The organism is Streptomyces sp. NPDC101194 (genome assembly GCF_044767885.1).
In the GTDB taxonomy this organism is placed as follows: domain Bacteria; phylum Actinomycetota; class Actinomycetes; order Streptomycetales; family Streptomycetaceae; genus Streptomyces.
This window is the reverse complement of sequence record NZ_JBIWOS010000006.1, coordinates 257,006-283,913: the sequence shown is the minus strand read 5'-3', so window position 1 is coordinate 283,913 and position 26,908 is coordinate 257,006. Positions and strand designations below refer to the sequence as shown.

Genomic DNA, 26,908 nt, shown 5'->3' with positions numbered 1-26,908 from the left:
CCCCGACGCGCATCAGTGCTGCTGCGCCTTGCGGCGACGGATCACCAGGAAGCCACCGGCCGCGACGAGCGCGGCAGCCGCTGCGGACAACAGGCCGACGGGCGCGCCGTTACCGGTCTCAGCGAGGTCACCGCCACCGTGTGCGGACGGTGCGGACGAGGGGGTGGAGGCCGAAGCCGATGCCGAGGGCGTCGCTGTGGCGTCCTCGGGGGTGGACGAACCGGGTGTCCCGCTCGGCTGCGTCGGGGTGGACGGGCTGACGGATCCCGGCTCGGTGGCGGACTCCGACGGCGTGGACTCACCGGGCTTTTCGCCACCCGGCTTCTCACCGCCCGGCTTCTCGCCACCCGGGTTCTCGCCACCCGGGTTCTCGCCGCCCGGATTCTCACCACCCGGGTTCCCGCCGCCCGGGTTCTCACCGCCGCAGTCGACCCAGAAGACCTTGTGCTTGGCCTTGCCGTGCTCACCGTCGAAGTTCCAGAACAGCTTGTAGTGGCCGTCGGGCAGGGACTGGTCCTCCGAACGAAGGTGTCCCTTGCCGTCGAGCGTCAGCGAACCGGACTTCACGATCTCGCCCTTGACCTGGGCGGTCGGGGGCCAGGCTGCGATGCGCCAGTCCACTTTCTGGCCGGCGTCGAAACCGAAGGCGTCGAGATAGAAGGTGCACACGTGAGGCTCGTTCTTACGAAGCTCCTCGCCGGTCGCGGCATCGTGGATCTTCACGGTGCCGTTGTCGCCGGGAGCGGTGGCGTACGCCGAAGGTGCAAGCAGCAGGGCCGCGGTGACGGCGGCCGTGAGCGTGCCTGCGGAAGCAACTGTGCGCATGGGCAATCCAACGGTTGAATGAAAGGTTTACCGCGTGGGGGGATTGGCCGTGGGGGGAGACCGCTCAGCCTCCTGCGCCGACACACGCCCCGTCAATGCGCCTCTGACCACATGCGCCGCAGTACGCGCCACTTGCCCCATTAGTCCCGCATAACGATTGGGAACAACACCCCCGGCCAAGACAGGCGTACCGTCCGACGGCACCACCGGAACGCCGGCCTGATGTGTCACCGCGGGCGGCCGGTCCGCCGCTGTCAGAGGTCGTTCCTACACTTCGGCCCATGGGACTTTCGATATCGGTCGGACTCCTCTACGACCAGGCTCGCAATGACGCCGAGGGTCTCGACCACCACCGCCGTTCCTTCGCCCGCCTCGGCCGGGCGCTCACAGCGGAGGGAATCAGCTGGCACGAGCCGGAGATCACCGATCCGCCTTGTGCCCATACCTTCTCCGGCGGCTTCCCCTACGGGTACCTGACCCAGCTGCGCCGCATCCTGGTACTCGCGAACCTCGGCGAACCCGTCACACCGGCCCTGGCGGTCGGCAAGCGCCAGTACGACCACGACTGCGAGAAGATCCGGGACGAGACGTCGATGCTCGCCTCCCATCTCCTCTGTCACTCCGACCATGCCGGCTACTACGTGCCGGTCGACTTCGACGATCCGCTCTTCCTCCCCGACGAGGCGGAAGTAGAGGGCGCTGGAATGGTCGGCTCCAGTCGGCGCCTGCTGGCCGAACTCTCGGGCATCGCGGCGTCGATAGGCATCGATCTCGACGACAAGGGCGTTCCCTCCGATCCGGAGGGGACCGGACCGGCCGTGGGTCCCGCGATCGACGGACCCTTCGAGGCGGAGCGTTTCGCCTGGTACGCGCTCTACCAGGCGTGCCGGGCGAGCATCACCGGCGGCCACGCCATCGTGTTCCACTGACGTCTCGCCGGTGTCGCCCCAGGTCGATCACAACCCGATACGCACCCCGGGTTGCGGGCAGTGGTGCTGTGCGCCGGGTGAGACGACCGGTCCGACCGGGACACCGGCCAGGACTGTCTCACCCGGCGCTCCAGGAGCCCGGCGCGCCGTGCCGGGGCTACCGGGTCGGCTTGTTCCGAGGGAAGGAGACCGTCACTTGACGTCGACGTAGTCGCCGGCCGCGGTCGCGCCGCCGGTCGTGTTCGTCTCACCGAAGGTCCAGCGCCAGTAGCCGTCGACGGAGGCGGTGACCGTGGTCTTCAGGGCACCGGTCGAGCTCGCCTTCACGATCTTGACCGTGTTGTACGTGCTGGTGCCGGCCTTGCGGAACTGGAGCTTGGCCGCCTTGCCACCGAAGCCGGTGTACGTGTGCTTCACCCAGTCCGCGCGGGTGATCTTGCCGGTGACGGTGAGTTTGCCGCCCTTGGCGACGGGTTCGGGCGAGGCGTCGACGGTGACCTTCGCCGCGCGCTTGACTTGCGCGGTGGCGGAGAGAGGCAGAAACTCCTCGCTCTTGAGCCCGCCCTTCGAGTTCCAGATGCGTACCCAGACTGCGCTCTTCCAGGTCGTGGCGTCGTTGTTCGAGTCGAGGGTGTAGCGCGGGTCGATGTACAGCTCGCCCTCGCAGTCGGCAGCCACGGAGCCGTCCTGACAGGCCGTGAACCCCATGTAGATGGCCCCGCGCTCCGAGGCCTTGGCGGGAGTGGTGTCGTGGTACAGGAACAGGGAGGTGTTCACGTCGGACTGCTTGAGGCCGGACGGCCACGACACGTGGTACGTGAAGGTGGGCCTGACCTCTGCGGACGTACCCACGATGATGGACTTGCCCTTGTTCAGGACCAGGTTCGACACCTTGACGCCGGTGCCCGCCGCCTGCGCGGACGGCGCGGTGAATGCCCCCAGGGCGAGCGCTCCCGCGGCCACGACCGCGAAGCCGGATCTGCCTGCGCGCATGCGCAACCTCTTGTTGGTGAGGGACTGGTAAGAGTCCGGTAAAGGAGAATGGATCGCCGCAGGTTAACAGCCCCGGAACGGGGCCCGGTTCGAGAGGGCCGGACCCGAAGCACCGGCCCGACAGCCCGGCAGCAGGCGAAGTCGAGACGGATGATCCGCTCCGTGGGCAACGGTCCCGCCCGGCCCACGGCCACCATGATCATTTCGGACTTGCACCGCGCCGAGGCGTCCACCCATCTGGAGAATCTGCCGTCGCAGCGGGTGCTGCGCCGCAACGGGTTCAGCCTGTACGGCGTCACTTCTCAGGCGCGGCGGACCCGCCAGAGCCATGCTGCCGTGCCGGCCAGCAGGGCAAGCGTTACCAGGTTGGCCAGGAGGGCCGGGGTGCCGCCCGGGGCGTCCGACAGGTTCCAGGTCGTGATGACGGCGCTCGGCAGGATGGCGGTAAGCAGTACGCCGGTGGTCTTCTGGACGGCGGTCCAGTGCACTGACGTGCAGAGAAGTACCGCGCCGGTGACGCGGAACAGGACGCCGAACAGCGGCCCGGGGAGGTCGGGGAAGATCATTACGAAGGGCAGCGAGAGAGTGAGCATCAAGAGCGGGACCAGGGGGTGCACCTTGCCGCGCCGGGCAGGCGCGTCGGCACTGCTCCGGGCCGAGGCCCCGGCGTCCCCGTTCCCTTCCTCAGCCAGCGCCGTTGCCGCGATCGTGCGGGGGTCCCCCAGCTCCGCGAGGATCTCGCCGATCGCGACATCGGGGCGTTCGGCGCGCGTCACCTCGATGTGTTCGGCGAGGTCGGCCAGGAGTTCCTGGCGACGGTTGGCGGGGAGTGCGGAGCCCTCGCGCTCGACGGCGGAGAGATAGTCGCGTACGGGGTCGGCAGAGGTCTTCATGCGAGGTCTCCGGTGGAGGGGTGCGGGGTGGCCAGGAAGGCGTCGACGGCGTTACGGAAGCCGGGCCAGACCCGGGTGAACTCGTCGAGCGCGGCCCGGCCGCTGTCGGTGAGCGCGTAGTAGCGACGGGGTGGTCCGGAGGCAGACTCCTGCCAGGTGGTGGCGACCAGGTTGTCCCGGCGGAGCCGCGAGAGCAGCGGGTAGACCGTGCCCTGACTGGTGGCCAGGGCGCCGGAGTCCTCCAGGGCGTGGAGGAGCTCCACGCCGTAGCGGGGGCGGTCCCGCATCAGGGCGAGTACGCAGTACTCCAGGACCCCCTTGCGCAGCTGGGCGGCTGCCCGGGCCTGCTTGGTCGAATCACCTGGTTCCATGCAATGCAAGGTACCTGAGCGGACAAGAGGTTGGGAAGGGGGCGGCAGATCCTCTCAACTCGGCGTGCCGTCAACGAGCAGCAGACCAGCCGACAAGTGCCCGCTTCCGGCTGGTGCCCCCACTCGCCAAGGCGCTGAACGTGCCGACTCCCGCCGTACGCAAGCCCGGGTCGGTCTGGACCGCGCCGGCCGGGCGCGTCCGCCTGGGGTACGCACGCACGTCCCCTGCCCCGCAGTCGCTGGACTCCCGGCTCGACTCCCCGGCCGAGGCCGGGGTGACCCGTGTCTTCTCGGAGGAAATCCCCACCCGTGCCACGAAACGACCCGAGCTGGAGAACGCGGTCACCCTCGCCGGTACGTGGCCCCCCGCTACCTTGCGGCTGGTGTCTGGTCCAGGGCATCGGGGCCGTCCGGGGGCGTTTCGGTTCTGGTGTAGAGGACTTCGCGGCCCTGCTCCGCGGCGCGGATGAGTCCTTCGCTGACGAAGTCGAGGAAGCGGGCGGCATTTTCGAGGCGGGTGGCGGCCGGGGTGTCGGCGCCGAGGATGCCGACGCCTTGCCGTGCGGTCTCGATGAACTGGTCGTTGGCCCGGGCGCTGCGGAGCATCGCCTGGTACCAGAGGTCGTCGTCGACGACATAGCGCTCGCGGCGGCGGCGTTCGTCGCGCTCCCGGCGGACGAGGTCCAGGCCCTCGAGGAACGTGATCGCTTTGGAGATGGACGCCGGGCTGACCTGGAGGCGCTGGGCGAGTTCGGAGGCGGTGAGGCTGCCGGTGTCGGTGGTGTAGAGGCAGCCCAGCACCCGGGCCATCATCTTGGGCAGGCCCGAGGTCATGAAGACGGTGGTGAGGGCCTCCTGGTAGTCGCGCACGGCCTCGGCGTCGCGTCCGTAGGGCTGCGGGGACGCCTGCGCCCCCTGGGGTGCGGCGTGCCTGCGCTGGTGGGTGCGCTGCTGGGTGGCGCGGTGGGCCAGGTCGGCGCGGTAGCCGACAGGGCCGCCGTTCCGCGTCACCTCACGCGTGACCGTGGAGGTCGGACGGTCGAGACGTCGGGCGATCTCGGCGTAGGCCAGATTGTCGGCCAGCCCCATCGCGATCTGCTGGCGCTCGGCCTGGGTGAGCCTGCCTCCCGGCATCACGACCCCCTTCATGCCCCACGGGTGCCCCATGGTGCTGCTCGGTGTTCCTTGACGCCTCCACCATAGCGTTCACCTTCGACGCATTGCAACGGTCGACTCTTCCATCGTTGCGTTAAACGAGAGGGCGTTGCAATGATTATCCCGCTCCCACCTGCACATCTGCCGTTTCTAAGCAAAAGCATCGTTGCCCAGAAGCAGAAAGCAACGTAGCGTTTCCATCGTTAGGAAACAGCGAGTCGTCAGCACGAGGGAGAGCATGATGCAGAAGTTCGACACCCCCGCCCCGATCTCCGCCGTCCTGGCCATCCCTGCGGGACGCGTCCAGTTCATCGCCGCAGACCGGGCCGACACCGTGGTCGAGGTCCTGCCCGCGAACGCCTCGAAGGGCCGCGACGTGAAGGCAGCGGAGCAGACCACGGTCGAATACGCCGACGGAGTCCTGCGGATCGAGTCTTCGGCGAAGGACCAGCACTTCGGACCCACCGGGTCCATCGAGGTGACGGTCAAGCTGCCCACCGGTTCCCGCATCGAGGCCAAGACGGCCAGCACTGAACTCCGGACCCTCGGCCGCCTCGGCGACGTCGCCTTCGCAGGCGCGTACCGCCAGATCAAGATCGACGAGGTCGCGGGCCTTCGCCTCACTGCGGTCGAGGGCGACGTCGAGGTCGGCCGACTGGGCGGCCCCGCGGAGATCAGCACCGCAAGGGGCGACATCCGGATCACCGAGGCCACGGGCGGCAAGGTCGTGCTCAACACCCAGTCCGGCGACATCACGGTCGGCGCCGCCGCCAGCGTGCCGGCCGCCCTGGACGCCGGCACCGGCCACGGCCGTATCAGCAACGCCCTCAAGAACGATGGCACCGCCCAACTCGACATCCACGCCACCACCCCCCACGGCGACATCACCGCCCACAGCCTCTGATCCGCTCCTTCCGAAGGAGCACCCTCGACGCCCCTGGCCGTCGGGGCGAACGCGAACGCGCGAACGCCATGGACGCCGCACCGGGGAGACGTCCCGCACGGCGAACGCAGCACGGCCATCGCCCGAAAAGGAGCACACACAGCCATGTCCCTCAACCTCATCGGCCGGCACAGCGGCTTCTCCGAAACAGGGCTGCGCAGAATCCGCGACGTGCTGGCACGGCATGTCGATTCCGGGAAGATTCCCGGGCTCGTCGCCCTGGTCAGCCGGGGCGGCGAGACGCACGTCGAAGCGATCGGGACGATGCGCCACGACGGTGGCGCGCCGATGTGCCGGGACACCATCTTCCGGATGGCCTCGACGTCCAAGCCGGTCACGATGGCGGCGGCGATGGTCCTGCTCGACGAATGCAGGCTGCGGCTGGACGACCTGGTGGAGCCGTGGCTGCCCGAGCTCGCTGACCGGCGGGTGCTGAAGCGGATCGACAGCCCGCTGGACGACACCGTGCCGGCGCGGCGGCCGATCACCGTACGGGACCTGCTGACCTCCACGTTCGGGATCGGCGTGGACCTGACGTCGATGGGCACCCCGATCATGGACGCGATCTTCGAGCGGGGCGTCTTCTCCCAGAGTGCGCAGGATGCGCCCGGCCCGGATGAGTGGATGCGCCGGCTGGGCACACTTCCGCTGATGCACCAGCCCGGGGAGCGCTGGCAGTACCAGATCAGCAACGACGTGCTCGGCGTGCTCGTCGCCAGGGTCACGGGACAGTCGTTCGAGGCGTTCTTGCGCGAACGCATCTTCGATCCGCTGGGGATGAAGGACACCGGTTTCCACGTGCCCGCCGGGAAGATCGACCGGCTGCCGACCGGCTACGTCCCCGACCCGCAGACCGGGGAGTTCACCGTGTGGGACGAGGCAGCGGGCGGGCAGTACAGCAGGTCTCCGGCATTCCAGTCGGGCGGCGGCGGGTTGGTCTCCACCGTGGACGACTACCACGCCTACTTCCAGATGCTGCTGAATGGCGGGATGCACGGGGGCGAGCGGATCCTGTCCCGGCCCGCCGTCGAGCTGATGACCACCAACTGCCTCACGCCCGAGCAGAACGCCGCCCTCAACGCCATGGCCCGCGACAACGTCCATATCTCGTTCGGCCAAGGGCAGCACGGCGGCTGGGGCTTCGGCATGGCGGTGCGCACCTACCGCGGCGACTACGCGCCCATCGGCCAGTTCGGCTGGGACGGCGGAACCGGCACCACGACCTACGCCGACCCGCACCACCAGCTCTTCGGAACTCTGCTCACCCAGGTCGGGATGTCCACCCCGGATTCGGCGCGGCTCATCCACGACTTCTGGACCACGCTCTACCAGGCAATCGACGACTGAGACCGAGCCCACGCCCCGGGCGCCGGCCCTTGACCCGCGACACCCGACGGCCAGGCCCCTGACGCCGAGCCGTCGACGTGCCCACAAGGTTCGGCGGAGAGCAGATGACAGCGCCTGCCGATGACCGCTGTGGTCATCGGCAGGCCCTGGTCTTCCACTTCGTGATCATGTCACCGGTCTGCGACGGCGTCGTCCTGGGACGAAGACGCCGGGCCTTTTCGGCCCACAGCCCCCTCATAGTGGTCGAGCGAGCACCGAGAGGCCGAGACCGATCCGGCCTCAACCACTCATCACCAAGGGGAACTTCATGTCCGGCAACCGTCGCAAGGCCTTCCTCGTCTCCGCAGCGATCGTGGGCGGGGCCATGCTGATGACGGCGTGCCAGGACTCGGACGCGACCAAGGACACCGGCGCCGCGCAGGGCTCTTCGTCCGCCACTCCGGCCGGCGATGCGGCCACCCCGTCCGGGTCGTCGACCGCGGGCAGCGGTCAGGGCACGGACAAGGGCTCCGGCGCGACGACGGGCAAGGGAACCAAGGACGGGGCCGGTTCCGGCGCCGACACCGGCAACGGCAGGCGGGAGCCGGTCGGGCAGGTCTGCGGCGCCAACGACATCTCCTGGAGCACCAGGTCCGAGACCCAGGCCGGCGGATACATCCTGGTCATCGCGAAGGCGAAGTCGGGGATCACCTGTGTCCTGCCGGCCGCGCTTCCGACCGTGGCCTTCGGCTCCGACGGCACCGAGGCGGGCCCCGCGGAGCAGGCCGTCGGCAAGCAGATCACGCTGAGCGGGAACACCACCGCCTACGCCGGGGTGAACCCGAAGACCACCAACGCGGACGGTGGCAAGGAACTGGACAGCATCATCGTCGTCGTCGGTGACGACGACGACAACCCGGTCTCCCTGCCGGTCGACACCATCACGGTCGACACCCCGGTCGTCACCAACTGGCACACCTCCCCGGCGGACGCCGTCCCCTTCGACTGAACGCACCCGCCCCGTCCGGGTGCGCGGGACGTGGATCTCGTCCATGACCGGCGCGGACCGCGTGCGGTCCGCCCGCTGTCCGGGTGTGATCAGCACCGACGGCGCGCGGCCGAACGCGTCGCGGCCATCGACGAGATGGTCCACGCCGCGGCAGCGACGGACCCGGAGATCCGCGAGTTGTGGCCGGATCAGGCGGACCCGCGGTACACAGTGATCACTGCAGCGGCGAGGTCCCTGACGAAGAACCCGGGCGCCCGTCCCGACATCCCCGCCGACGAGGCGACGGACATCATGTACGCCGTCCTCAGCCCGGAGCTCTTCCTGCTCCTCACCCGCGACCGCGCGTGGCCGCCGGCCAAATGGGAGCAAGGGGCGTTGCGCACCCTCAGCTCTCACCTGCTGGTCGACAACGGGCTCTGATCGACTCAGCCCTTCGCCGGCGGGCTCGCCGGCCGGAAAGCGGAGGACCTGGATCCTGTCGGCTGGCCCGCGACAGCTCGCACCATCCGGTCCCACGCGAGGCGCCACGCGGGCCGCGGCCCGGTCGGCCGTGCGAAGCAGACCCCCGTCCTTCTTCGCACGGCCGACCGGCAGCAGACCGGACCCGGGTTCGGCAACGGCTCCGATGCGCCAACTTCCGTACGGCCCGAGCCGTGGTCGATCCGGGCCCGCGCGGGACGTTCCACGCCCTGACCTGCTGAGGCGCGTCGTCCCGGAGCGCGACCGCAGAACGGGGACCGTGGCCGACACGCCACGCCTTCTCCTGCCCGGCCACGATGCCGCACTATTTATGGCAACTGCCGCAATGCATCGGGGGAATCCGCATGCCGCGATGGAAAGAGCTGCCCGAAGAGACATCCCATACCGAACGCCAACTCCTTGTCCAGTTACGCAGGTTGAAGGACCACAGCGATCTGAGTCTGGCCGCCCTCGCGAGCCGGACCAGCTACAGCCGTTCCTCGTGGGAGCGGTACCTGAACGGGAAGAAGCCCGTGCCGCGCAAGGCCGTCGAGGAACTGGCACGGGTCTGCGGTACGGAGCCGACGCGGCTCATCGTGCTGTACGACGTCGCCGAACGGGCCCGCGCCAAGGCGCCCGCGCCCGGGCGAGCGAACGAACCTTCGTCGCGCCCGAGGCCCGCGCAGCCCTCCTCGACCGCTCCTGAGCGGGGGCAGGAGCAGGAACAAGAACAGGCTCCGGACCAGGACCAGGACCAGGATTCGGCGTCGGCGTCGGCGTCGGCGTCGGCGTCGGCGCGACCGGGCCGCACGGTGCCGCTGGGGTGGATGCTCGCCACTGTGGCCCTGGCAGTCGCCGTGGCCTTCGGGGCCGGGCTGCTGGCGGCGCGGGGGTGGGACGACGAAGCCCCGGCGGGGAAGACCGGTCCCGCGGCGGCCGGAACGGGCTATCTGCGCGGCCGGACCTACGAGTGCGCGGTGCGGCGCAAGGACGGTGAGCTGCGGGCGGGGCACAGCGACACCCGCGAGATGCTGCTCGACATCAACAGCACGGGTTTCGACGTGGTGGAGGCCCAGTGCCTGCTGCGTGAGAGGGGTTTCAGCCCCGGCGTCTTCGACGGACTGTACGACGAGCGGACCAAGGATGCCGCCAAGAAGTTCCAGCATGCGCACCACCTGGTCGTCGACGGCATCATCGGCCCGGACACCTGGAGGGAGCTGCGCAGATGACGGCCTCCACCGCGGGCGGTGAACTGGCGGAGGAACTCCGGCGCGTCAGGGAACGGTCCGGGCTGAGCCTGGCCGCGCTGGCGGCCCGCACCCCGTACAGCAAATCGTCCTGGGAGCGGTACCTCAACGGGAAGAAACCCGCACCGCGCCAGGCGGTCGAGGCGCTGTGCGCGCTCACCGGGACGCCGCCCGGCAGGCTGCTGGCGTTCTGGGAGCTGGCGGACGCCGAGTGGAGCGGCCGGGCACGGCCCGCGTCCGCACCGAGGGAGCCGGAGGTGCCGGGCCGCCCTGCCCCCTCCCCCGTCACGCCCGCCGCCGCCCGCGCTGGCGTGCGGTGGTGGGCGGTCGCCGCGGCCGTCGCCGGGGTGGCGGTGGCCTGTCTGGCCGTACTCGCATTCGCCGACAGGAACCCGGACGAGCAGGCGCGCACCGCCACGGAGCCGCCCGTACGCAACGTCGGTTGCAGCGCCGACAGTTGCGAGGGCAAGAGCCCCGTGGCCATGGGCTGCGGCGCGGCCGGGATGATCACCACCCTGGCCACTCACACCGCCTACGGCGGACGGCGCCTGGAACTCCGCCATGCCGAGCTCTGCCACGCCGTGTGGGTCCGGGCCACCGGGCTGATGCCGGGCGACCGGGTGGAGCTGTCGCTGCCGGCCGGACGCACGCGGTCGGTCACGGCCGAAGGAAGTCTCGACGCAGGGCGGTATCTGGCGACCCCGATGGCCTCCGGCGACAACCGGACCAGCACCAGGATCTGCCTGGACGTACCCGGCAGACGCCCCGAATGTTTCACCGACTGAACCCGAACCACCGGCATGCGCGTCGGTGTGCGGCGGCTGCGGCCCCCGCACACCCCGGACGCGGGCACCCTCGGGCCGACGGCGCCCGAAGGGCGACGGTCCGAGGGCGACCCGCGCCGCCCGCCGCGCGGACCGTACGCACCGGGGGCGGCGCAGCCTGCCCTCCGGTGCGTACGACGGATCCGCCGCGACGGGCCCGGTTCAGAGCGAGTTGCAGGAACGGGCGAAAGCGGCCTTGGTCGCCGATCCGGCGATTCCGTCGATCTTGCCCTTGTAGCCCCAGTACTTCTTGAGGAAGCGCTGCAACGCCTTCACCGTGCCGCTCCCGACCTTCCCGTCGATCTTGCCGGTGTAGCCCCAGGAGCTCTTGAGCCAGCGCTGCATCGCCTTCCAGCTGTCGGTGCCGAGCTGCCCGTCGATCTTGCCCTTGTAACCCCAGTTGGCCTTCAGCTGGCGCTGGAGCTTCTTGGCCTGCGTCGCGTTGAGGCCGAGGTTGACCACCGCGAGCGGGGAGACGGCCTCGGAACTCACCACCGGCTTCGCGGTCTGCTCGGACGCCGCGAAGCTGGTACCCGCTGCCGCCACGCCACCGCCGGCGATCGCAAGCGCGGTGGTGACACCGACGAACGTCCTCGTCAAGGTTCGCATTCTCTTTGCCTTCCCCCTAGTTGGATCCGACCGCGTCGGTCGGTTCGCCAACAAGACTGCGGGGCGGGGGTCGAGAGGTGCCAGAAGTACCGGAGAAGTGACGCGCTCAGGGGACGTCCCACGCACTGACCTGCGAGGACGTCGTCCGCGGTGACGTCGTGGGGGGACGGTGGGACGTCGGGACGGTGGGACGACCACCGCGGCGGACCGGCCGAGTGCGGGGCCCGAACCGTTCCGCGGGCAGCAACGAACGGGCCGCCGCCGCGCGCGGCGAACGCCGACCGAGCGGCCCGGCGCACCGGGCCGGGAACCGGCCTCCGGTCGTCGCCCGTCGGCGGCCCCGAAGCCCTGATCCACGCCATGCGCAAGGGGCGCGCCCGGTCACCCGGGCACGCCCCTCATCGGACAACGCGCGGCGTCGCGAAACGCGTCAGCGGTCGAAGCGCTCGCGGGCGCCGTCCGTCGCCTGCTGGGCCCTCTCGCGACCCTGCTGGGCCTTCTCGCGGCCCTGCTGGGCGCGGTCACGGCCCTGCTGCGACGTCTTCGAGGTGCGGCCGGACGCGTCCTGCATCCGCTCCCGACCCGTGTCCTTGCCCTCGTTCGCCTTGCGCTTCGCCTGGTCGGCGAGCTCCTGCGCCTTGTCCTTGAACTGGTCTGCGATACCCATGCTGTTCACTCCTAGTGGTGCTTTGGGGACGGTCCGTAAGGACCTCGACCAGAGTGACACGCCCCGGCACGCATCGCATTTCGATCACTTACGCTGCGTGCGCACCGCCCGCGCGTCCTGGTCAGCGGCCCCTCCGGCACCGACGAGCGCCTTGCTCACACCCTCCAGCCGCGACCCGAACCGTTGCATCTCGCGCTGGCCGACGACCCCGATCACCGAGGGGAGGTAGCCCCGTACGGACTGCATCCCGCGCAGCCACCACTGTGCGTACACATGCGCGGAACGCCGTTCGATGCCGGCCACGATCCGGTCGACCGCCGGTCCCAGCGGGTACGTACGGTTCGACGGCCAGGGCAGCCGCTGCCGCAGCTCCCGCATCACGTCGTCCTGGTCGGCGCCCCGCACCATGTCCGTGTCGGTCCAGGAGAGGTATCCGACCCCGACCCTCACCCCCCGGTAGCCGACCTCGGCCCGCAGGCTGTGCGCGAACGCCTCCACGCCCGACTTGGACGCGCAGTACGCGGTCATCATCGGCGCCGGCGTCATCGCCGCGAGCGAGGCGATCTGCAGGAAGTACCCACGGCTCTCCATGAGCACCGGCAGGAACGCCCGCCCCGTCACCGCGCCACCGATCAGATTGACCTCGATGACCCGACGCCACGCCTCCGGGTCCGAGTCGAGGAACGGCCCGCCCGCCGCGACCCCGGCATTGGCGACGACGACGTCGACCTTCCCGAACCGCGCCTTGACCTCCTCGGCGACGCGCGCCATCGCCGTGTGGTCGGTGACGTCCGCGAACCAGTGGTCGCTCTCCGAGTGCAGCCGCTCGGAGACCTTCTTCAGCTCGTCCGGCTCCAGACCGACCAGGGCGAGCCTGGCGCCGCGCGCCGAGAGCTTGCGGGCCAGCAGTTCGCCCACACCACGCGCCGCGCCCGTGACGACGACGACCTGTCCTTCCAGACTCCGCCTGCCGCTCATGCGACATCCTCCTTCTCGGCCGTACCGTCCACACCGTCCACGCCGACCGCACCCACCGGGAGGTACGCGGTGACGAGTTCCCGGAGCTTCGCCGTGACCACCTCCGGCGCCTCCACCGGTGTCATGTGCCCCATGCCCGCCAGTTCGGTGAGCCCCAGGCAGTCGGGCAGCGCCGCCACGATGGCGCGGGCGTGCACGGGCGGCGTCAGCCGGTCCTCCGTTCCCGCGATCACCGCCGTGGGCACCCGCAACTCCCTCACTCCCGCGTCGAGATCGAGCTCCGCGAGGACGTGTCCCCAGGCGACCCTGGCCCCCCGCGGGCACGCATGCACGATCCGGGCACAGGTCTCGACCCGGTCGGGGGCCGAACCCGCCCCCATCGTGGCGTACTTGAGTATCCACCTGGAGACCGGTGTGACCGGTCCGAGCGGGGCCCGCGACCCGAGGATCGCGCGGGTCGCCCTGGTCCGGACGGCCCCGGCCCGCAACGGCACCACCCGCGACTCGGCCGTCAGCCGAGAACTGCCGGTGCTGCACAGCAGTACGGCCGCCGCGTGCTCGCGCAGTCCGGCCCGCCGCGAGGCGGCCATCATCGTCATGCCGCCCATGGAGTGCCCGGCGAGCACGGCCTTCTCACCCGGTTCGAGCGTGGCGGCCAGCACCGCTTCGAGGTCGTCGGCGAGGGCGTCCGTGCTGTACCCCTCGCGGCCCGGCGCGGGCGAACGGCCGTGGCCCCGCTGGTCGTAGACGACGACCCGGTGGTCCACCGCCAGGTCCCGGATCTGCGCCGCCCAGAAGCGGGTGCTGCAGGTCCAGCCGTGCGAAAGCACCACCGCGGGGGCGCCTTCGCGCCCGTGCACCTCGACATGGATGCGCGCGCCGTCGGCGGAGAGAGCGGTCAGTTCGCGCACGGGGGCGGGCGGGGCGTCGTCCCGCCGCAGCGGCCGGCTCATCGCACGACCTCCTCGGCGACGGCCTTCACCGTGGTGGGCTCCCCGGGCACGGCGGCCTTCTTCGGGGCCCGGACGACCTCGTACTCCGCGAGGTCGACCGACCGGGTCACCTTGCGGAGCTCGGCGGTGGTACCCGGCCAGACCGTGGTGTTGCGCCCGTTGGCGTCCAGGTACCAGCTGTCACAGCCGCCGACGTTCCACACCGTGCGCTTCATCCGCTGCTGGACGTGCCGGTTCCAGGCCCCGACCGCCGAGGGCCGCGCGTCGAGTGCGACGCGACCGCCCAGCACGTTCAACTGACGCAGGTAGTCCGCCATGTAGTTCAGCTGGGACTCGATCACCAGGATCATCGAGGAGTTCCCGAGCCCCGTGTTGGGGCCGATGATCGTCATCCAGTTGGGGAAGCCGGACACACTCGCGCCGCGCAGCGCCTGCATGCCGTCCTTCCAGGACTCGGCGAGTGTGATGCCTTCCGCGCCCACCACCCGCTCGGCGATCGGCATGTCGGTCACATGGAAGCCGGTGCCGAAGATGATCGCGTCCACCTCGGTCTCCGTACCGTCGGCGGCGACGACCGTGGAGCCGCGCACCTCGGCCAGGCCGGAGGCGACCACGTCGACATTGGGCCGGGCGAGCGCCGGGTAGTAGGTGCTGGAGAGCAGGATGCGTTTGCAGCCGATGCGGTAGGAGGGGGTCAACTTGGCCCGCAGGGCCGGATCCTTGATGGACCGCGCCATGTTGGACTTGGCTATCGACTCGACCACACCCAGCTCGTTGGGGTGCTTGGTGAAGGCACTGACCTGCAACTCCCTGATGCCCCAGAGCAGTCCGCGGCGCGCGGTGCCGGTGAAGGGGAGCGTGCGGTGCAGCCAGCGCTCGGCGCCGCTGATCCTCCGGTCCATGCGCGGCATGACCCAGGGCGGGGTGCGCTGGAAGAGCGTCACCCTGCCCGCCTTCGGCTGGATCGCGGGCACGATCTGGATGGCGGAGGCGCCGGTGCCTATCATCGCGACGCGCTTGCCGGTCAGGTCGTAGTCGTGGTCCCAGCGCGCCGAATGGAAGACCTTGCCGGGGAAGCTGTCGAGCCCGGGGACGTCGGGCGTCTTCGGGTCGGAGAGAGGCCCGGTCGCGGAGACGACCACATCGGCGGTGAAGGTGGCCCCGTTGCCGGTCTCGATGACCCAGTGGAGCGCTTCGCGGTCCCAGCTCATCAGCAGCACTTCATGGTTGAGCCTGAGGTGCGGACGCAGCCCGAAGGTGTCCGCGACGTGCTCCAGGTAGGCACGGATGTGCTCCTGCCCGGAGAAGGTGCGTGGCCACTCGGGGTTGGGGGCGAACGAGAACGAGTAGAGGTGGGACGGCACGTCGCAGGCGCAGCCCGGATAGCTGTTGTCGCGCCAGGTGCCGCCGACGGAGTCGGCCCGTTCCAGGACGACGAAGTCCGTTATGCCTTCGCGGCGCAGCCGGACCGCGGCCCCGAGGCCCCCGAATCCGGATCCGATCACCGCCACGCGTACGTGCTCGTGCTCGTGCTCGTGCTCGTGCTCGTGCTCGTGCTGGGCCATGCTGCCCCTCTCGCGGTACGTCACACGACTCTGCCAGCAATCACTGGCATTGTTGGGAGAGTAGAGCAGCTCCGTACCGATGGGTAGGGGGCGACAAGGGAAAGTTACCGGCGGTACAACATAGGGTGCGGGTGTGGCTGAGGGACGCGAGCACCGTGAATACCGCATGGAGGAGCTGGCCGATGCGGCCGGCATCCCCGTGCGGACCGTGCGCTTCTACCGGGAGCGCGGGCTGATCTCACCGCCTCGCCGCGAGGGGCGCATCGCCTGGTACGACGACCACCACCTGGCGCGACTGCGCACCATCGCGGGCCTGCTGGAACGCGGTCACACGCTCACCGGCATCGCCGATCTCGCCCGCACCTTCGAGAGCGGTCGCGATGTCGCCGAAGTGCTGGGCCTGGGCGAGCCGAGCGAGGAGACGCCGGTGCGTCTCACCCCCGAACAGCTCGCGGACCATTTCGAGGGCGAGGTCACCCCGGAGAATCTGGCCGCCGCGCTCGACCTGGGCTACCTGGCCACCGACGGCGACGAGATCGTCCACATCAGCCGCCGTCTGCTGGAGGCGTCGGCGGAACTGGTCCGGGAGGGGATACCGCTCGCCACGGTGCTCTCGGCCGGCCGCCGGGTCCGCGAGCACGCGGACGCGCTCGCCGACCTGTTCGTCGGCATCCTCCGGGCCCACAGCGACGAGACCGAGCCGCCCCAGCTCCGCCCGCTGGCCCGCGCGGTGGTGGACGCCGAGCTCTCCATGGCGCTGGACCGGCGCCTGCGCCACGAGGCCCCGGACCGCCCATTGCGGGAAAGCGAGTCCTGACCCGTACTCCCGGGCCTCCCGCCCCGTCGACACCCCGGCCCTCGGTCTCCGTCCCGCGGGTCTACAGCTCGTAGACCACCGTCACCGGCGCATGGTCGCTCCACCGCTCACCGTGCGTCGCGGCCCGCTCGACCCAGCCCTTGACCGCGCGGACGGCCAGCCCCGGCGTCGCCACCTGGTAGTCGATGCGCCAGCCCGTGTCGTTGTCGAAGGCCCGCCCCCGGTAGGACCACCACGAGTACGGCCCCTCCTCCTCCGGACGCAGCGCCCGTACGACGTCGACGTACTCGGCCTCGTCGAAGACCCGGGTCAGCCACTCCCGCTCCTCCGGGAGGAAGCCGGAGCTCTTCTTGTTGGCCTTCCAGTTCTTCAGGTCGGCCTCCCGGTGGGCGATGTTCCAGTCACCGCAGACCACCACCTCGCGACCGTCGGCCGCGGCACGCTTCCTGAGGCCCTGCAGATAAGGGAGGAACGCGGCCATGAACCGTTCCTTCTCCTCCTGCTTCTCCGTGCCGACCTCGCCGGACGGCAGATACAGGCTCGCGACCGTGACGCCGGGCAGATCGACCTCGACGTACCGCCCGCTCGCGTCGAACTCCTCGCTCCCGGCGTCCCCGAAGCCACCGAACCCGATCTGCACACGCTCGGGCGCACGCCGCGTGTACAGGGAGACACCCGCCCGCCCCTTGGCGGCGGCCGGCGCGTGCACGGTGTGCCAGCCCTCCGGTTCACGCACCTCGGCGGGCAGTTGCTGCGGCTCGGCCCGCACCTCCTGCAGACAGAGCACATCGGCTCCGGTCCCGGCCAGCCACTCGACGAAGCCCTTCTTGGCGGCGGCGCGGAGCCCGTTTACATTGACGGTGGTCACAGTGAGCATTACGGCACGATACCGGCATCAATGAATTGCATACCTGTACCATTATTCGCATGATTATCCACCCTCGGCCCTTCGACCACGCCGATGCCGTCAAACTCAACGACCAGGTGCAGCTCGAATACGCCGAGCGATACGGCGACGAGGGCGATGTCACACCGCTCGCCCCGTCGATGTTCGACCCGCCGAACGGCCTGTACCTCCTCGCCTACGACGCGCAGGGGCGCCCGGTCGCCACCGGCGGCTGGCGCTCCCAGGAGCACAACGCCGAGGGATACTCCGACGGCGACGCCGAGATCAAGCGGATGTTCGTGATCCCCGAGGGCCGCGGCAACGGGCTGGCGCGCCGCATCCTGGCCGCGCTGGAGGCCGACGCACGGGCCGCCGGCCGGACCCGCATGGTGCTGGAGACCGGGGACAAACAGCCCGAGGCCATCGCGCTGTACAGGTCCAGCGGCTACACCCCGTGCGAGAAGTTCGGCCACTACCGCGCCTACGAGAGCAGCATCTGCTTCGCGAAGCCGCTGAACTGAGGTTTTCTGCACTCCCGGGCCTCAGACCTCGGCCGCGTACCGCCAGAACTCCCGCATCAGCGCGGGCGGGGTCGGTCCTGTCATCTCCAGCTGGGTGAGCAGGACGGTGACCGTGCCGGTGGCGGGGGTGAGGTGCGCCGCCGTTCCGGTGCCGCCCACCCAGCCGTAGCGTCCCGGGACGTTCCAGGGGTCGATGACCTCGACATCGACCGAGCCGCCGAAGCCCCAGCCCTGCCCCTCCAGGAACAACGTGCCGGCGTCGCGCTGCGTCCGCGTCAGATGGTCGCTGGTCATCCGTCGCACCGACTCGGCCGACAGCAGGCGGCGCCCGCAGGCGCTCCCCCCGGCGAGCAGCATCCGGGCGAAGGAGTACCAGTCGTCCACGGTCGAGACGAGGCCACCGGCCCCGGACGGAAAGGCCGGCAGGCTGCTCCACTGCCCGTCAGGGCCGTCGACCAGCTGAAGGCCACCGCCCTCCGGTCCGGTCCGGTAGTAGCTGGTGAACCGGTCGAGCCCGTCCGCCGGTACCGCGAATCCGGTGTCGGCCATGCCGAGCGGCTCGAACAGCCGCTCGGCCAGGAACTCGGGCAAGGACGAGCCCGAGACCCGGGCGATCAGCACGCCCAGGATGTCGGAGCAGGTGTTGTACAGCCATACCTCGCCCGGCTGGTGCAGCAGCGGGATACGGGACAGGGTGGCCATCCACGCGTCCGGCGCCTCGACGAGCCGGGGCTGCGGCGGCCCCTGCTTCAGCTCGTCGAACAGCAGCCCGACCACCGGTAGCGAGAAGTCGGACGGGAAGCCGTACCCGGCCCGGAAGGTCATCAGGTCCGCCACCGTGATCGCCCTGGCGGCCGGGACCACGTCGTCGGCCGGAGATGCCGGGGTGCGGACCACCTTCGGTGACGCGAGCTCCGGCAGCCACGGCCCGACCGGGTCGTCGAGCGCGATCCGGCCGTCCTCGACCAGCATCATGACCGCCGCGGCGGTGACGGGCTTGGTGATCGACGCGATGCGGAAGATCGAGTCCCTGGCCATCGGGGCCCGGCCCACCACGTCGGCGGAGCCCACCGCCGCCACCTCGACCCGGTCGCCGCGGGCCACCAGCCCCACGGCCCCGGGCGCCGATCCGCCGCCGACATGCCTCTCCAGGAGGTCGCGCAGATTGCTCACCGGTCCACCTTCCCGCTGTCGCGTTCAGAGGGAGGACCGCCGCACCGCCCCGAACTCATCGGTCCCCAACGTCACGCCCCGGCTCGGCGCACCCGCCCGACACCCACGTGGAAACCACTGCGTTCCTCGACGGGCGCCGGCCCCTCCCGGTACCACTGCGTGGCGTACACCAGCCCGGGTTCGACGAGGTCCAGGCCCTCGAAGAAGTGCTCGACCTCGCTCCGGGTCCGCATCCGCAGCGGGATCGCCCCCTTCTTGTACGCGGTCTCGGTCTTCTGCCGCAGCTCCGGGTGCTGATCGGCCGTGCCGTGCGAGAGCACCAGGAAGCTGCCTTCGGGCAGGGCGTCGACCAGGGTGCGCGTGATGCCGTAGGGGTCCTGGTCGTCGGGCAGGAAGTGCATGAGCGCGATGAGGGACAGCGCGATGGGCCGGCTGAAGTCCAGCAGCCCACGGGCGCGTTCGAGGATGGCCTGCGGCTCCCGTACATCCGCGTGGAGGTAGTCGGTGGCCCCCTCCGCGCTGCTGGTCAGCAGCGCTTCCGCGTGCCGCAGGACGATCGGGTCGTTGTCCGCGTAGACGATCCGGGCGGCCGGGGTGATGGCCTGGACGACCTGATGCAGATTGGGTGCCGTGGGGATGCCGGTGCCGATGTCGAGGAACTGGTCGACCCCGCCCCGCGCCAGCCACGCCGAGGCCCGGTGCATGAAGGCCCGGTTCCGCGCCGCGTTGCCCCGCGCCTCCTCGGGCAGCGTCTCCCCCACCTGCCGGTCGGCCGGATAGTTGTCCTTGCCGCCCAGGAGCCAGTCGTAGACGCGCGCGGGGTGGGGCTTGCCGGTGTCGATCTGGACCTCGGGTGTTCCGGCCGTCACAGGACGCTCCTTGGTACGGGAAGTCACGAGCAGCTGAGCACTCGGCCCGTCAGGACCCGCGGAAGCAGCCGAGCGCCACCAGCGTAGACCGCCCCACCGACACGTCCCCCGGACACCGGGCAACCACGTCTGAACACACAGCGGTTCGGTGCGGCGCCCCCGCCGTCACGCCCCGTCGGCCGGCGGCGGTGCGCCTCGCCCGTCGTCGGGCAGCACCACCAGGCGAACGGCCATCTGGCGTGAGCCCGGCGGGTGTTCACCGGGCGCGCTCGCGTACTTGTGCAGCAGCGCCTGGTACTCCTCGGTGAACGAGGCGACCTGTTCCTTCGTCATCCGCAGCCCGGCCCGGTAGATCTGGTTCCAGCCCGCCGAGGCGTCGTACCCGGCGTACGCCCGCACGACCAGATTCAGGTCATGGGTCATCTTGAGCGCGCCGATCTTCACGGCGGCCTCGCGTTCGTCCGCCGTCATCTCCAGGCCGGGCGGCGTGAAGATGTTGGTCATGAGCGACTTCCACCAGCGCTCCCGCCCGGTGGAACGCTCCTCGATCTCCGCGATCAGCTTGAGGTCGGCGAGCTTGCGCAGGTGATAGCTGGTGGTACCGGTGGACTCACCGAGGGCCTTGGCGACGCCGGTGGAGTTCGCTTCGCCGTGTTCGCCGAGATAGCTCAGGATGTCGCGGCGCACCGGATTGGACAGCGCCTTGTAGAAGGCCTTGAGGTCCGGGCCGGTGAGCACTCTCGTCTCGGGACGCTCGACCATGCCCGCCAGCATAGTGCAGAGATTCTCTGCAATCATTGCAGAGACTGTTTGCAGAACATCTCTGCAATCGCTACGTTGGTCCGGGAGGCGCCACCGGGCGCCGCGTATCACGGGGGCGAGATGCGAGAAGAAGTGACCGGAAGAGTGCCACCGGGAGCCGGGGCGGCAGCCGGGACGGCCGTCGGGGCCACAGCGGGAGCGACTCGGGCGGCCCGCGTACCCGACTCCCTGGACGCCCGGCTGCGGGACGAGATCGACGACCAGGTCGCGGAGGCCTTCGACGCCTATCTGTCCGACCGGCTGGCCGAACCCGGGCCGCTGCGCGCCTCCCTGACCGCGGGGCGTGGCGCCCGAGTGGTGCTGGGCACGATCGCACTCGGCGCCCTCGCAACAGCACTCGCGCCGCCCGGCGTTGCCGCCGTCTGCGGGATCTGGGGCGCGATCGCCGTGATCGACGTCACCTGGCTGTGGGCCGCCCGCCGCCGCTGACGGCCCGTGAGGTCCCTTCCCCACACGGACCCGTGCGGAAGGAAGTACCGGAACGACGAGATCCCGCCCGATCTTTCGATCGGACGGGATCTCGTGTGTGCGGTGGACCTGTGGGGATTTGAACCCCAGACCCCCTCGATGCGAACGAGGTGCGCTACCAGACTGCGCCACAGGCCCTTGCAACGAGTGAAACTCTAGCACCCCCACAGGGGTGCTCGGAAATCCGGTCCTTGCTGGTCAGCCGAGTCGGTGTCGCAGCGGGGCGCGAAGGGGCTCACTCGTTGGCGGCACGGGGGCGTTCCCCGTCCTCGTACTGGTCGAAGAGCGGGGTCCGGCCGCGGTCGCGGGTGCGGCGGGACTGGTTGGTGCGCTGGCGCGGTGCCGGGTCGACGGGGGGCGCCACGGCGTGCGAGGTGCCCGTCTGGCTGGGCTCGGCGGCGCTGGAGCGGGCCGCGCTCCAGGTCTCCGGGTTGCCCACCTCGACGCCGCCCGTGACACGCGGGGCGACCGGGGCGGTGACGTACGTCGGCAGCGGGACCGGGACCGGCTCCCAGCTGTCGCCCTGGACCCGACCGCGTTCGCGCTGCTGGTCGACCCATTCCGCGTGGTCCGTCTGCTCGACCAGGGCGCGGCGGCCGGCCTCCTGCGGGGAGACCGCGGGTGCGGGCTCGGGCTCGGGGTGGCGCGCTTCGGGCTCCTCGTCGGCCTCGGCGGGGGCCGCCGCGGCCGGCTGGTGCCTGCGGGGACGGTTCTCGCGCAGATGCTGCGCCGCCACCTCGGCCCGCCGCCGGTCCATGGTGAAGGCGAACCGGCGTCGCTCCTGGGAGCGCAGATGCACGATGTACGTGCTCAGCAGGACCGCCGGGACCGCGGGCGCCCAGAGGAAGCCGAGGCCGCCCACCGCCGCGACGACCGCGCCGAGGGTGAAGGCGAGGAAGAGGACGACAGTGGTGCGCCGCCGGCGCGCGAGAACCTGCAGGCGCTGGGCGCGCCGGACGCGCTCGGCGTCCGCCGCACCGGAGCGCGGGCGCGCGCGCCGCGAAGGGCCGGGCCCGGAGCGCTCCCGGTCCGAGTGCTCGGGCGGGTGCGCCGGGTCGTGCATCCGGGCTTCGGTGTGCGCCGGAGGCGCGGCGAAGGCCCGGACGTCCACGGAATCCAATCGATCCGTGACGGCGTCCGGGTCGGCGTCGGGCTCCGCCTCCTCGGCGATGCGCCCCCGCAACTCCTTGGCGTACCGGCGCTCCATGGCCGCCCGTCCGGACAGCAGCCGGATGGCGGTGCTGAAGCGTTCCGTCGGGCGGGCTTCATTGAGCTCGTCCTGCCTGCGGAGCCACATCGGCACCAAGTAGGCGGCCCAGGCCCCGACGATGACTGCGTAGATCAGGCCGCTGCTGCTCACGTCTCACACCGTAGAGGGGTTTGCACGGGGGCATCCGCCAATTGGCCCGGTGTGTCGCACGATCCGGCTGATTTCAAGGACTTTTTTTGTGATTGTTCAGATCGCCCGTGCGAGTTTGCGCGTTCGTTTGCGGCCATACGCCGATCAATATCGAACACTTATTTCATTTCCCGTGGTGTTCCGGGTCGTGCCTGGTGCCAGCGCCGGAGCAGCCCGTCGGGCACTTCCTCCGCGGTGAGCGCGTAGATGAGATGGTCCCGCCAGGCGCCGTCGATGTGGAGATAGCGCGGGCGCAGGCCCTCCTCACGAAATCCCAGTTTCTCGACGACGCGTCTGCTGGGCCTGTTCTCCGGCCGAATGCATACCTCGATGCGGTGCAGTCCGACCCTGGCGAAGCAGTGGTCGACGGCGAGGGCGACCGCGGTCGGCATCACCCCGCGGCCCGCCACCTCCTGGTCGACCCAGTAGCCGATGTGGCCCGAGCACATCGAGCCCCAGGTGATCCCGGCGACCGTCAGCTGACCGACGAGGCGGCCCTCGTACTCGATGGCGAAGGGCAGCATCCGGCCCGCGTTGGCCTCGGAGCGCAGATGACGGACCATCTGACGGTAGGTGGGGCGCTGGGCCACCGGACCGCCCGGGGCGGGCGGCGGCACGGTCGCCTCCCAGGGGCGCAGCCACTCACGGTTGCGCCGGTTGACCTCGCGCCACATGCGCTGGTCGCGCAGTTTCACCGGACGGAGAGTGACCTCGCCGTCGTTGAGGACCACCGGCCACGTCGGGACGTTCAGCTCGGGCTCCCGGGTCGGGGGTGATCGCCACCGCGCAGCTGGTCGACGGCGTGCACCAGAAGACGTGCGAGGACGGCGAGGCCGTCGCGGACCCCGCCGGTGGAGCCCGGCAGGTTCACGATGAGCGTGCCGCCGGCGACACCCGCGAGACCTCGGGAGAGCGCGGCGGTGGGCACCTTGTCGCGGCCCTCGGCACGGATCGCCTCGGGGATGCCGGGAATCTCGTGGTCGAGGACGCGACGAGTGACGTCGGGGGTGCGGTCGGTGGGCGAGATACCCGTGCCACCGGTGGTGACGATGACGTCGTACCCGGCGGCCACCCCTTCGCGCAGCGCCTGTTCGACCGGGTCGCCGTCGGGCACGACCCGCGGCCCGTCGACGGTGAAGCCGAGCTGCGTGAGCGCCTCGGAGATCAGGGGGCCGCCCTTGTCGGGGTAGACCCCGGCGGAGGCCCGGTTCGACGCGGTGACGACGAGGGCGGCGTACGGGGTGGTCGGCGCGCCACCGAGCGGAGGCCCGGCCGGCCGGCTGTCACCGGCCCCGGTTCCGGGCGCCGTCACGCGTCCGCTCCGTCCGGTGCGGTGCGCCGGTAGTCGCCGGACTTGCCGCCCGACTTCGCCTCGACCCGTACGTCCGTGATGACCGCCGACTTGTCGACCGCCTTGACCATGTCGATCACGGTGAGCGCGGCGACCGAGACCGCCGTCAGGGCCTCCATCTCGACGCCGGTGCGGTCCGTGGTCTTCACCGTGGCCAGGATCTCCACCGCGTCGTCGGCGACGCTCAGGTCGACCGCGACGCCGGAGACGGCGAGCGGGTGGCAGAGCGGGATCAGGTCGGGGGTCCGCTTGGCCCCCATGATCCCGGCGATACGCGCGGTGGCGAGGGCGTCGCCCTTCGGGACCCCCTCGCCGCGGAGCAGTTCGACGACGCGCGGCGAGACGAGGACCCGGCCGCTGGCGCGGGCCACCCGCGCGGTGACGTCCTTCTCCGAGACGTCGACCATGCGGGCCGCGCCCGCCTCGTCGATGTGCGTCAGCCTGTTCTGCGTACTCAACTCACTCCGCCTCGCGGTAGGGCGCCGGTTGCCCGCTCGGCCCGCACCGGGGTGCGGGCCCGGGGCCCCGGGGGTGTCCCCGGGAAGGCACAGCGGCAGATACCGTACCGCCACCGCCCGGGGATCAGCGGAGCAGGATCACCTCGGTGTCCGTGCCGGGCTCGGCGGAGGTGACGTCCTCGGGCAGCACGATCAACGCGTCGGCTCGGGCGAGAGCCGCGATCAGATGCGATCCGGAACCGCCGACAGGGGTGACGGTGCCGGCCTCCGCGTCGTACGTGCCCCGCAGGAACTGCCGTCGGCCGGCCGGTGAGGACAGCGCCTTGTCGGTGTTCAGCGCGGCTCTGACGGTGGGACGGTTCACGTCCTGAAGCCCCATCAGGGTACGGATCGCGGGCCGCACGAACAGCTCGAAGGAGACGTAACTGGAGACGGGATTGCCCGGCAGCGCCAGCAGCGGTGTGTGTTCGGGGCCGATCGAGCCGAAGCCCTGCGGCTTGCCCGGCTGCATGGCGAGCTTGCGGAAGTCGATGCCGCTGCCGGGCTCGTCCTCGTCGCCCACCGACGACAGGGCTTCCTTCACGACGTCGTACGCCCCGACACTGACCCCACCGGTGGTGACGACGATGTCGGCGCGGATCAACTGGTCCTCGATCGTGGCGCGGAGCGTGTCCGCGTCGTCCGTGACGGCACCGACCCGGTAGGCGATCGCTCCGGCGTCCCGGGCGGCGGCCGTCAGGGCGAAGCTGTTCGAGTCGTAGATCCGGCCGCCGGTCAGCTCCTCGCCCGGCTGCACCAGTTCGCTGCCGGTGGAGATCACGACGACGCGCGGCCGGGGCCGCACCTTGACCGTGGAGCGGCCGATCGCGGCGAGCAGTCCGATCTGCGGAGGGCCGATCACCGATCCGGCGCTCAGGGCCAGATCGCCCGGCCTGACGTCGCTGCCGCGCGCCCTGACATGGGCGCCGGCCTCGACGGGGCGGTGGACGCGGACCTCACCGCCCGCGCCCTCGGGGGCGTCGCGGTGGGCGCGCATGGTGTCGGCGGGGCCGCCGCCCGTGCCGCCGTCGGTCCACTCGACCGGGATCACGGCCTCGGCACCGGCCGGCAGCGGGGCGCCGGTCATGATGCGGGCGGCCTCGCCCGGTCCGACGCTCCGATCGCCGGGCAGCCCGTCACTGCCCGCCGCGACGTCACCGATGACGGTGAGCACGGCGGGGAACTCCTCGTCGGCGCCCTCGACATCGGCGACACGGACCGCGTACCCGTCCATCGAGCTGTTGTCGAAGGGTGGCAGGGCGATCTCCACGACGACGTCCTCGACGAGAACGCAGCCCTGGGCGTCGTGCAGTTGCAGCTCGATGGGTTCGAGCGGTCGCACCGCGCCGAGAATGTCTTCCAGGTGCTCGTCCACCGACCAGATCGGGCTGCTGCTCAAAGTGCTACATCTCCTCGGTGACATAACTGCGGAGCCAGGCCCTGAAGTCGGGGCCCAGGTCTTCACGTTCGCACGCGAGTCTGACAATGGCACGGAGGTAGTCGCTCCGGTCACCGGTGTCATAACGGCGCCCCTTGAAGACCACACCGTGCACGGGGCCCCCGATCTTCTCGTCCTCGGCGAGGAGCTGCAGGGCGTCGGTGAGCTGGATCTCGCCGCCGCGGCCCGGCTCGGTCCTGCGCAGTATGTCGAAGACCGCGGGGTCCAGGACATAGCGGCCGATGATGGCGAGGTTGCTGGGCGCCTCGGCCCTGTCGGGCTTCTCGACCAGACCGGTGACGCGCACGACGTCGCCTTCGCCGGTGGGCTCGAAGGCCGCGCAGCCGTACATGTGGATCTGCTCGGGCTCGACCTCCATCAGCGCGACGACGCTGCCGCCCTCGCGCTCCTGGATCTCGACCATGCGGGCCAGCAGCGGGTCGCGCGGGTCGATCAGGTCGTCGCCGAGCAGGACCGCGAACGGCTCGTTGCCGACGTGCGGTGCGGCGCACAGCACGGCGTGGCCGAGGCCGCGCGGATCGCCCTGCCGGACATAGTGCATGGTGGCCAGGTCGCTCGACTCCTGGACCTTCTGGAGCCGTTCGGCATCTCCCTTGCGGGTGAGCGCGGACTCCAGCTCGTAATTGCGGTCGAAGTGGTCCTCGAGGGGGCGCTTGTTGCGACCGGTGATCATCAGTACGTCGGAGAGACCGGCGGCCACCGCTTCCTCGACGACGTACTGGATCGCCGGCTTGTCGACGACAGGCAGCATCTCCTTCGGAGTGGCTTTGGTGGCCGGCAGGAAGCGGGTACCGAGCCCTGCGGCCGGGATGACAGCCTTGCTGATCCTGGTGTGCGACTGAGTCATGCGAAGAACGATATCCGTTGCGTATGGGCGGAAGATGAGGCTCTGGTTAATTT

The 26,908-nt window shown here is 70.6% G+C and carries 30 protein-coding genes, 1 tRNA gene and 1 pseudogene; 11 read left to right on the top strand and 21 right to left on the bottom strand.

Features of this window, described 5'->3' with window-relative positions; genetic code table 11:
* Positions 1-12: 12 nt before the first annotated feature.
* A complete protein-coding gene (locus ACIRP2_RS23825) occupies positions 13-825 on the bottom strand; it encodes an LPXTG cell wall anchor domain-containing protein (protein ID WP_404253405.1) in 813 nt (270 codons plus the stop codon).
* A gap of 281 nt (positions 826-1,106) precedes the next feature.
* Here ACIRP2_RS23825 and ACIRP2_RS23820 point away from each other — a divergent pair, with 281 nt between their 5' ends.
* A complete protein-coding gene (locus tag ACIRP2_RS23820; protein ID WP_404253403.1) occupies positions 1,107-1,754 on the top strand; it encodes a hypothetical protein in 648 nt (215 codons plus the stop codon).
* Positions 1,755-1,946: 192 nt separating this feature from the next.
* On the opposite strand, the gene ACIRP2_RS23815 is transcribed toward ACIRP2_RS23820, so the two are convergent.
* Positions 1,947-2,747, bottom strand: coding sequence for a hypothetical protein (locus tag ACIRP2_RS23815; protein ID WP_404253401.1), 801 nt, complete (start codon positions 2,745-2,747; stop codon positions 1,947-1,949).
* 210 nt (positions 2,748-2,957) lie between these two features.
* On the opposite strand from ACIRP2_RS23815, the pseudogene ACIRP2_RS23810 reads away from it, so the two are divergent.
* A pseudogene (locus tag ACIRP2_RS23810) lies at positions 2,958-3,056 on the top strand (GNAT family N-acetyltransferase); the annotation flags it as partial.
* Here the strand turns inward: ACIRP2_RS23810 and ACIRP2_RS23805 are convergent.
* The 3 genes from ACIRP2_RS23805 to ACIRP2_RS23795 form a co-directional block, all read right to left on the bottom strand.
* Complete coding sequence (locus ACIRP2_RS23805; RefSeq protein WP_404253399.1) at positions 3,050-3,640, bottom strand: HAAS signaling domain-containing protein; 591 nt, start codon at positions 3,638-3,640, stop codon at positions 3,050-3,052. The pseudogene ACIRP2_RS23810 and the gene ACIRP2_RS23805 sit on opposite strands and share 7 nt — an antisense overlap.
* On the bottom strand, positions 3,637-4,011 hold the full coding sequence (locus ACIRP2_RS23800) for a PadR family transcriptional regulator (RefSeq protein WP_404253397.1): 375 nt from the start codon (positions 4,009-4,011) through the stop codon (positions 3,637-3,639). Before ACIRP2_RS23800 ends, ACIRP2_RS23805 begins: the two co-directional genes overlap by 4 nt.
* Before the next feature lie 369 nt (positions 4,012-4,380).
* Positions 4,381-5,145, bottom strand: a complete 765-nt coding sequence (locus ACIRP2_RS23795) for a helix-turn-helix domain-containing protein (RefSeq protein ID WP_404253395.1) — start codon at positions 5,143-5,145, stop codon at positions 4,381-4,383.
* A 262-nt stretch (positions 5,146-5,407) separates the two neighbouring features.
* Between ACIRP2_RS23795 and ACIRP2_RS23790 the strand changes: the two genes are divergently transcribed.
* The 6 genes from ACIRP2_RS23790 (at position 5,408) to ACIRP2_RS23765 (ending at position 10,935) form a co-directional block, all read left to right on the top strand.
* Complete coding sequence (locus ACIRP2_RS23790) at positions 5,408-6,070, top strand: DUF4097 family beta strand repeat-containing protein (RefSeq protein ID WP_404253745.1); 663 nt, start codon at positions 5,408-5,410, stop codon at positions 6,068-6,070.
* Positions 6,071-6,214: 144 nt separating this feature from the next.
* Positions 6,215-7,456 (top strand): serine hydrolase domain-containing protein, encoded by a 1,242-nt coding sequence (locus ACIRP2_RS23785; RefSeq protein WP_404253393.1) that lies wholly within the window; start codon positions 6,215-6,217, stop codon positions 7,454-7,456.
* A 307-nt stretch (positions 7,457-7,763) separates the two neighbouring features.
* Entirely contained in the window at positions 7,764-8,444 is a 681-nt protein-coding gene (locus tag ACIRP2_RS23780) for a DUF4232 domain-containing protein (protein ID WP_404253391.1), read from the top strand.
* 30 nt (positions 8,445-8,474) lie between these two features.
* Entirely contained in the window at positions 8,475-8,864 is a 390-nt protein-coding gene (locus ACIRP2_RS23775) for a hypothetical protein (protein ID WP_404253389.1), read from the top strand.
* Between the two features lie 404 nt (positions 8,865-9,268).
* On the top strand, positions 9,269-10,132 hold the full coding sequence (locus ACIRP2_RS23770; RefSeq protein WP_404253387.1) for a helix-turn-helix domain-containing protein: 864 nt from the start codon (positions 9,269-9,271) through the stop codon (positions 10,130-10,132).
* Positions 10,129-10,935, top strand: coding sequence for a helix-turn-helix domain-containing protein (locus ACIRP2_RS23765; protein WP_404253385.1), 807 nt, complete (start codon positions 10,129-10,131; stop codon positions 10,933-10,935). The genes ACIRP2_RS23770 and ACIRP2_RS23765 overlap by 4 nt, the downstream gene beginning before the upstream one ends.
* Positions 10,936-11,136: 201 nt before the next feature.
* On the opposite strand, the gene ACIRP2_RS23760 is transcribed toward ACIRP2_RS23765, so the two are convergent.
* The 5 genes from ACIRP2_RS23760 to ACIRP2_RS23740 form a co-directional block, all read right to left on the bottom strand.
* Positions 11,137-11,583 (bottom strand): peptidoglycan-binding domain-containing protein, encoded by a 447-nt coding sequence (locus ACIRP2_RS23760; protein WP_404253383.1) that lies wholly within the window; start codon positions 11,581-11,583, stop codon positions 11,137-11,139.
* Between the two features lie 430 nt (positions 11,584-12,013).
* Positions 12,014-12,250, bottom strand: coding sequence for a hypothetical protein (locus ACIRP2_RS23755; protein ID WP_404253381.1), 237 nt, complete (start codon positions 12,248-12,250; stop codon positions 12,014-12,016).
* An 84-nt stretch (positions 12,251-12,334) separates the two neighbouring features.
* A complete protein-coding gene (locus tag ACIRP2_RS23750; RefSeq protein WP_404253379.1) occupies positions 12,335-13,228 on the bottom strand; it encodes an SDR family oxidoreductase in 894 nt (297 codons plus the stop codon).
* On the bottom strand, positions 13,225-14,181 hold the full coding sequence (locus ACIRP2_RS23745) for an alpha/beta fold hydrolase (protein ID WP_404253377.1): 957 nt from the start codon (positions 14,179-14,181) through the stop codon (positions 13,225-13,227). The genes ACIRP2_RS23750 and ACIRP2_RS23745 overlap by 4 nt, the downstream gene beginning before the upstream one ends.
* Positions 14,178-15,746 carry a flavin-containing monooxygenase gene (locus ACIRP2_RS23740; RefSeq protein ID WP_404253375.1) on the bottom strand — a complete coding sequence of 523 codons (1,569 nt, stop codon included), beginning with the start codon at positions 15,744-15,746 and terminating at the stop codon, positions 14,178-14,180. Before ACIRP2_RS23740 ends, ACIRP2_RS23745 begins: the two co-directional genes overlap by 4 nt.
* Positions 15,747-15,912: 166 nt before the next feature.
* On the opposite strand from ACIRP2_RS23740, the gene ACIRP2_RS23735 reads away from it, so the two are divergent.
* Positions 15,913-16,563, top strand: a complete 651-nt coding sequence (locus ACIRP2_RS23735) for a MerR family transcriptional regulator (RefSeq protein WP_404253743.1) — start codon at positions 15,913-15,915, stop codon at positions 16,561-16,563.
* A 61-nt stretch (positions 16,564-16,624) separates the two neighbouring features.
* Here the strand turns inward: ACIRP2_RS23735 and ACIRP2_RS23730 are convergent, their stop codons facing one another.
* Positions 16,625-17,440 carry an exodeoxyribonuclease III gene (locus ACIRP2_RS23730; RefSeq protein ID WP_404253373.1) on the bottom strand — a complete coding sequence of 272 codons (816 nt, stop codon included), beginning with the start codon at positions 17,438-17,440 and terminating at the stop codon, positions 16,625-16,627.
* A gap of 50 nt (positions 17,441-17,490) precedes the next feature.
* Here ACIRP2_RS23730 and ACIRP2_RS23725 point away from each other — a divergent pair, with 50 nt between their 5' ends.
* The gene (locus ACIRP2_RS23725) at positions 17,491-17,970 is read left to right on the top strand and encodes a GNAT family N-acetyltransferase (protein ID WP_404253371.1); all 480 of its coding nucleotides are present in this window, start codon (positions 17,491-17,493) and stop codon (positions 17,968-17,970) included.
* Between the two features lie 21 nt (positions 17,971-17,991).
* Here ACIRP2_RS23725 and ACIRP2_RS23720 read toward each other — a convergent pair whose 3' ends face one another.
* From ACIRP2_RS23720 to ACIRP2_RS23710, 3 genes are all read right to left on the bottom strand, one after another.
* On the bottom strand, positions 17,992-19,143 hold the full coding sequence (locus tag ACIRP2_RS23720; RefSeq protein ID WP_404253369.1) for a serine hydrolase domain-containing protein: 1,152 nt from the start codon (positions 19,141-19,143) through the stop codon (positions 17,992-17,994).
* Positions 19,144-19,214: 71 nt separating this feature from the next.
* On the bottom strand, positions 19,215-20,012 hold the full coding sequence (locus ACIRP2_RS23715) for an SAM-dependent methyltransferase (RefSeq protein WP_404253367.1): 798 nt from the start codon (positions 20,010-20,012) through the stop codon (positions 19,215-19,217).
* 165 nt (positions 20,013-20,177) lie between these two features.
* Entirely contained in the window at positions 20,178-20,774 is a 597-nt protein-coding gene (locus ACIRP2_RS23710; RefSeq protein WP_404253365.1) for a helix-turn-helix domain-containing protein, read from the bottom strand.
* Between the two features lie 120 nt (positions 20,775-20,894).
* On the opposite strand from ACIRP2_RS23710, the gene ACIRP2_RS23705 reads away from it, so the two are divergent.
* The gene (locus tag ACIRP2_RS23705) at positions 20,895-21,263 is read left to right on the top strand and encodes a hypothetical protein (protein ID WP_404253363.1); all 369 of its coding nucleotides are present in this window, start codon (positions 20,895-20,897) and stop codon (positions 21,261-21,263) included.
* Positions 21,264-21,366: 103 nt separating this feature from the next.
* Here ACIRP2_RS23705 and ACIRP2_RS23700 read toward each other — a convergent pair.
* The 7 genes from ACIRP2_RS23700 to galU all read right to left on the bottom strand — a co-directional run bounded on the left by ACIRP2_RS23700 (position 21,367) and on the right by galU (position 26,855).
* A tRNA-Ala gene (locus ACIRP2_RS23700) sits at positions 21,367-21,440 on the bottom strand.
* A 97-nt stretch (positions 21,441-21,537) separates the two neighbouring features.
* Positions 21,538-22,662: a gephyrin-like molybdotransferase receptor GlpR gene (glpR, locus tag ACIRP2_RS23695; protein WP_404253361.1), complete on the bottom strand. Its 1,125-nt coding sequence runs from the start codon at positions 22,660-22,662 to the stop codon at positions 21,538-21,540.
* A 158-nt stretch (positions 22,663-22,820) separates the two neighbouring features.
* Complete coding sequence (locus ACIRP2_RS23690; protein ID WP_404253359.1) at positions 22,821-23,432, bottom strand: GNAT family N-acetyltransferase; 612 nt, start codon at positions 23,430-23,432, stop codon at positions 22,821-22,823.
* A 17-nt stretch (positions 23,433-23,449) separates the two neighbouring features.
* A complete protein-coding gene (locus tag ACIRP2_RS23685) occupies positions 23,450-24,013 on the bottom strand; it encodes a molybdenum cofactor biosynthesis protein B (RefSeq protein WP_404253357.1) in 564 nt (187 codons plus the stop codon).
* A complete protein-coding gene (moaC, locus tag ACIRP2_RS23680) occupies positions 24,010-24,510 on the bottom strand; it encodes a cyclic pyranopterin monophosphate synthase MoaC (protein WP_404253355.1) in 501 nt (166 codons plus the stop codon). The genes ACIRP2_RS23685 and moaC overlap by 4 nt, the downstream gene beginning before the upstream one ends.
* Positions 24,511-24,634: 124 nt before the next feature.
* Positions 24,635-25,972 carry a gephyrin-like molybdotransferase Glp gene (gene glp, locus ACIRP2_RS23675; protein ID WP_404253352.1) on the bottom strand — a complete coding sequence of 446 codons (1,338 nt, stop codon included), beginning with the start codon at positions 25,970-25,972 and terminating at the stop codon, positions 24,635-24,637.
* The gene (galU, locus tag ACIRP2_RS23670; RefSeq protein WP_404253350.1) at positions 25,953-26,855 is read right to left on the bottom strand and encodes a UTP--glucose-1-phosphate uridylyltransferase GalU; all 903 of its coding nucleotides are present in this window, start codon (positions 26,853-26,855) and stop codon (positions 25,953-25,955) included. The genes glp and galU overlap by 20 nt, the downstream gene beginning before the upstream one ends.
* Positions 26,856-26,908 lie beyond the last annotated feature (53 nt).